This is a genomic window from Novosphingobium sp. SG707 (assembly GCF_012275515.1).
Classification (GTDB): Bacteria; Pseudomonadota; Alphaproteobacteria; order Sphingomonadales; family Sphingomonadaceae; genus Novosphingobium.
The window spans coordinates 1-3,833 of sequence record NZ_JAAZQL010000029.1 but is presented as its reverse complement, the minus strand read 5'-3'; the positions used below and the strand labels follow the sequence as shown (position 1 = coordinate 3,833).

Sequence of the window (3,833 nt, the reverse complement as noted above, 5' to 3'; positions counted from 1 at the left end):
TTCCAGTAATCGCGAGGTGTCGATAATGTGAAGGAACGCGGCTTCAACTCCTAAAACTCGCCCGATTCCGCCGTTATCTGACAGGCTTTGCTCCGCATTATTTCCCGCCAATCCTCTGCGGTCGCTTGACCAGCAGAGGAGGGAACCATGTCGAATACCGATCGTGATCTGATCGCCGAGCTCAATGCCTTATTGACCAGCCAACATTACAACCCGGTGGCCGTTTGGAACTACTGCGCCTACGCGCGCCAGTTCCTCGACTATCTCAGGCAGCACGACACCCCGGTCACTGACGTGACCGAGGCGCAGGTGGCGCAATACCTGCACCATGCGATCGTGCTGTTCGGCAAACGCCATGGTCGACCTCCCGCATCGCGCTGGCACGCGATTCCGCGCTCTGGAATCCACGCGCTGTTGCGGCTCGCACAGGGCCAGTGGCCGCCGGCGCCGAAAGCGACTTGCGCGGCCGATGCCATGCGGTTCGCGATCTGCGACGAATACGAAACCTGGCTGCGCGAGGAACGGGGCCTTGCGGAGCCCAGTATCTACGCATTGATGTGGGAAGGTCGGAACTTCCTTGCTTGGCAGCTTGATCGATGCGGCGCCGACAGTCTGATGGAAATGAGCGTCGGCGACATCGACCGCTACATGAACATGCGCAGCCTGCACCAAACGCGCAGATCAGTGAAGGATGTCGCGGAGCGGCTTCGTTCGATGCTGCGCTATCTGCACCGGACGGGTCGCGCCGCGATCGACTTGTCGCCGCACGTCATCGCCCCATTGCTTTATGCCTATGAGGGGGTGCCCTCGATCCTTGAGCGAGACCAGATCGCTGCTGTCCTGCAGGTTGCCGGGCAGGACAGAACGCCGGTGGGGCTGCGGGACCATGCAATCCTGCAACTGCTCGCAACATATGGCCTGAGGTCGGGCGAGATCTGCAATCTGCGGATCGAGGACATCGACTGGCGCGCGGAAGCGATCTGCATCAGGCACACCAAGACCCGGGCCCGCTCGTTCCTGCCTCTGATGGCGCCAGTGGGCGAAGCGGTGCTCGCTTATCTGCGGGCGGGGCGGCCCGAAACCGACGCTCGGGAAGTGTTCATCCGCACGCGCGCGCCTTATCGCAAACTTGGGATGCTGGCGGACGTCGTGGTGCGGCGGCTCCGCGATGCCGGCGTCAAGCCGCCCGGCAAGAGTGGCCCGCACATCTTCCGCCATTCCCGCGCGGTCGAGATGCTGCGCGCCGCAGTGCCGCAGAAAATGATCGGCGACTTGCTCGGGCACCGGTCGGCTGAGTCGACGGCGCCTTACCTCAAGCTGGCCACCGAGGATCTCAGGAACATCGCACTCGACGTGCCGGGACAGGAGGTGCGGTCATGACAATCTGGCCCGACCCCGAGCGGCAGTTGATCGTGCGTTATCTGGCAGGCCTTGATCTGCACACCCCGAAGAGCCGCACCTATTACAAGCAGGCGCTCAACGGCTTCCAGGACGTTGCCGAGCGCCATGCCGAACTCGGCATGGCCGTGCTGGTGGCATGGCTGGAAGCATCATCAGCCCGATGGGCCGCGACGACGCGGTTGCACCGCACCCGCATCATCGACCGGTTCCTCGATCATCTTCTGGAAACCGGAGCGATCGAACGCCATCCCGTCGTGATCCTGCGCGATGAATGCAATATCAAGCAGTGCATGCCGGTCTGGCGCGCGCTGGCGTCACACGATCCGGGTGCTGCGCTGGCCAACCTGCGCCAGCCCAAACCGTTCGGTAGTGTGCTAGGCGAAATCATGGCCGAGCACGTCGCGCTGATGCGCAGGCGGGGTTACAAATACGCCTCGCAGCCGATGTGGCTCTTGCGGTTCGACCGGTTCCTGCAGTTGAATCCGGCGCTTCACGATCAGCCGATTGGGGTGATGCTTGAACACTGGTCGGCGGCGAAGAGGACGCGCAATCACGCGAACGAGTGCGAAAAGCTGAAGCGCCTCCTCGCGAAAATCCTCCGCCACCGAGATCCGTCCATCCCGCCGCGCCGACCAGACCCCCGTCCAGAAAAGGAAGTGGCAAAGCAGTGGCGCAGACCTCATATCTATACGCCCGCCGACGTGCGGCGAATGCTCGAAATCGCCCGTTCTTATCCCTCGCCGCGGGCGCCGCTTCGCCCGTTGAGCATCTACACTATGCTCTTGCTGGCCTATTGCGCGGGGCTGCGTCGGAGCGAGCTGGCCCGCCTCGATCTGGGGGATGTTGATCTCCAGCGCGGGACGATCACGATCCGGCAGACCAAGTTCTTCAAGACCAGAATCCTGCCGCTGCCCGACACTGTGATGGCCGAGCTTCGGGACTATATCGATGCACGGCGACATGCTGGCGCATCGCAAGACCCGCAGGCGGGGCTATTCTGGCACGACCAGGGCAATGATCGCTATAGTCCGGCAGGCGTTGCCTGGCTGCTCGTCGATGTCATCCGCCAAGCCGGTTTGAAGCCCCCACAAGGGCGAACCGGCCCCCGCCTGCATGACCTGCGCCACTCGATGGTCGTGAACCGGATCCTCGAATGGTACCGCTCCGGCATCAATCCGCAGGAGCGTTTACCGTTCCTGGCGACTTACCTCGGCCATCGGGATATCAACTCCACCCTGGTCTACATCACCGTCACGCAGGATCTTCTGCATCTTGCAAACGAGCGGTTCCGGGCGGTGGGCGCACCCTGCCTCAACCTGGGACGGGAGGCGCAGTCATGAGCAAAGCCAACCCGTTCCCGAGCCTGATGCGCGCGTTCTTCTACGAGTGGCTGGTCGAGCAGCGCAACGCGTCCATCCATACAGTTCGATCATACCGCGATGCCTGGCGGCTGTTCCTCCGGTTCGTCGCGCAACGTTCCGGAAAAAAGGTGGCTATGATCACGCTGACTGATCTGGCGGCCAGCGAGGTCGCCGCGTTCCTCAGTCATGCCGAACATGAACGCGGCGGTACGATCGGCACGCGCAACTGCCGGCTTGCCGCGATCCGCAGCTTCTTCCACTTCGTGGCGACCAGGGATCCCGCATTGATCGCGCAATGCGTCGAAACCCTCAACATTCCGGTCAAGCGCGCGCCGGTATCGGAACCCTGCTATCTGGATCCAGCGGAAGTGACGGCGATCCTCGCCCAGCCTAACCGTTCGACGCATGAAGGCATGCGCGATCACGCGTTGCTCTCGTTCCTCTACAACAGCGGCGCACGAATACAGGAAGCGCTCGACTTGTGCCCCGAAGCAATCCGGTTCGAAAGCCCGAACTGCGTGCGCCTGGTCGGCAAGGGCCGAAAGGAGCGCATCTGTCCGCTCTGGCCGGAAACCGTTATGTTGCTGAGGAAGCTGCTCGAACGGCAGCCGCGGGCGCCGGACCAGCGGCTGTTCGTCAACCGCTATGGCGAACCGCTCAGCGCCTCGGGGGTCCGGTTCAAGCTTGCCGCCTACGTGAAGGCGGCGGCCGAAACCGCGCCAACGCTGCGTGCCAAGCATGTAACGCCCCACGCCTTCCGGCACGCCACCGCCGTACACCTCATCTCGGCAGGCGTCGATGTTACGGTCATCCGCAGTTGGCTCGGCCATGTGAGCCTCGACACGACCAACCACTATGCCAGGGCCAATCTGGAAACGAAGCGGAAGGCCCTCGAACAGGTTGCGGCCCCGCCAACCGAGAAGCCGCCGCCGTCATGGAAACGAGATGCAAGCGTGCTCGCCTGGCTCGACACTCTCTGAAATAATGTGAAGGAACGTGGCAAGAAAACCGCAGAAATCAGACAATCTGGTCACGTTCCTTCACATTATCGACACCTCGCGATTACTGGAA

At 62.5% G+C, this 3,833-nt stretch carries 3 protein-coding genes; all 3 read left to right on the top strand.

Annotation, left to right across the window (positions count from 1 at the left end; all coding sequences use genetic code 11):
• The first annotated feature begins 147 nt into the window (after positions 1-147).
• Genes FHW92_RS25390 through FHW92_RS25380 form a run of 3 tightly spaced genes read left to right on the top strand, consistent with a single transcriptional unit; the run spans position 148 to position 3,742 of the window.
• Entirely contained in the window at positions 148-1,380 is a 1,233-nt protein-coding gene (locus FHW92_RS25390) for a site-specific integrase (RefSeq protein WP_168606069.1), read from the top strand.
• The gene (locus FHW92_RS25385) at positions 1,377-2,741 is read left to right on the top strand and encodes a tyrosine-type recombinase/integrase (RefSeq protein ID WP_168606068.1); all 1,365 of its coding nucleotides are present in this window, start codon (positions 1,377-1,379) and stop codon (positions 2,739-2,741) included. Before FHW92_RS25390 ends, FHW92_RS25385 begins: the two co-directional genes overlap by 4 nt.
• Complete coding sequence (locus FHW92_RS25380; RefSeq protein ID WP_168606067.1) at positions 2,738-3,742, top strand: site-specific integrase; 1,005 nt, start codon at positions 2,738-2,740, stop codon at positions 3,740-3,742. Before FHW92_RS25385 ends, FHW92_RS25380 begins: the two co-directional genes overlap by 4 nt.
• Positions 3,743-3,833 lie beyond the last annotated feature (91 nt).

Coding starts and splice junctions, on each gene's coding strand:
- FHW92_RS25385 (WP_168606068.1), top strand. CDS start 1,377: ATGACAATCTGGCCCGACCCCGAGCGGCAGTTGATCGTGCGTTATCTG.
- FHW92_RS25380 (WP_168606067.1), top strand. CDS start 2,738: ATGAGCAAAGCCAACCCGTTCCCGAGCCTGATGCGCGCGTTCTTCTAC.
- FHW92_RS25390 (WP_168606069.1), top strand. CDS start 148: ATGTCGAATACCGATCGTGATCTGATCGCCGAGCTCAATGCCTTATTG.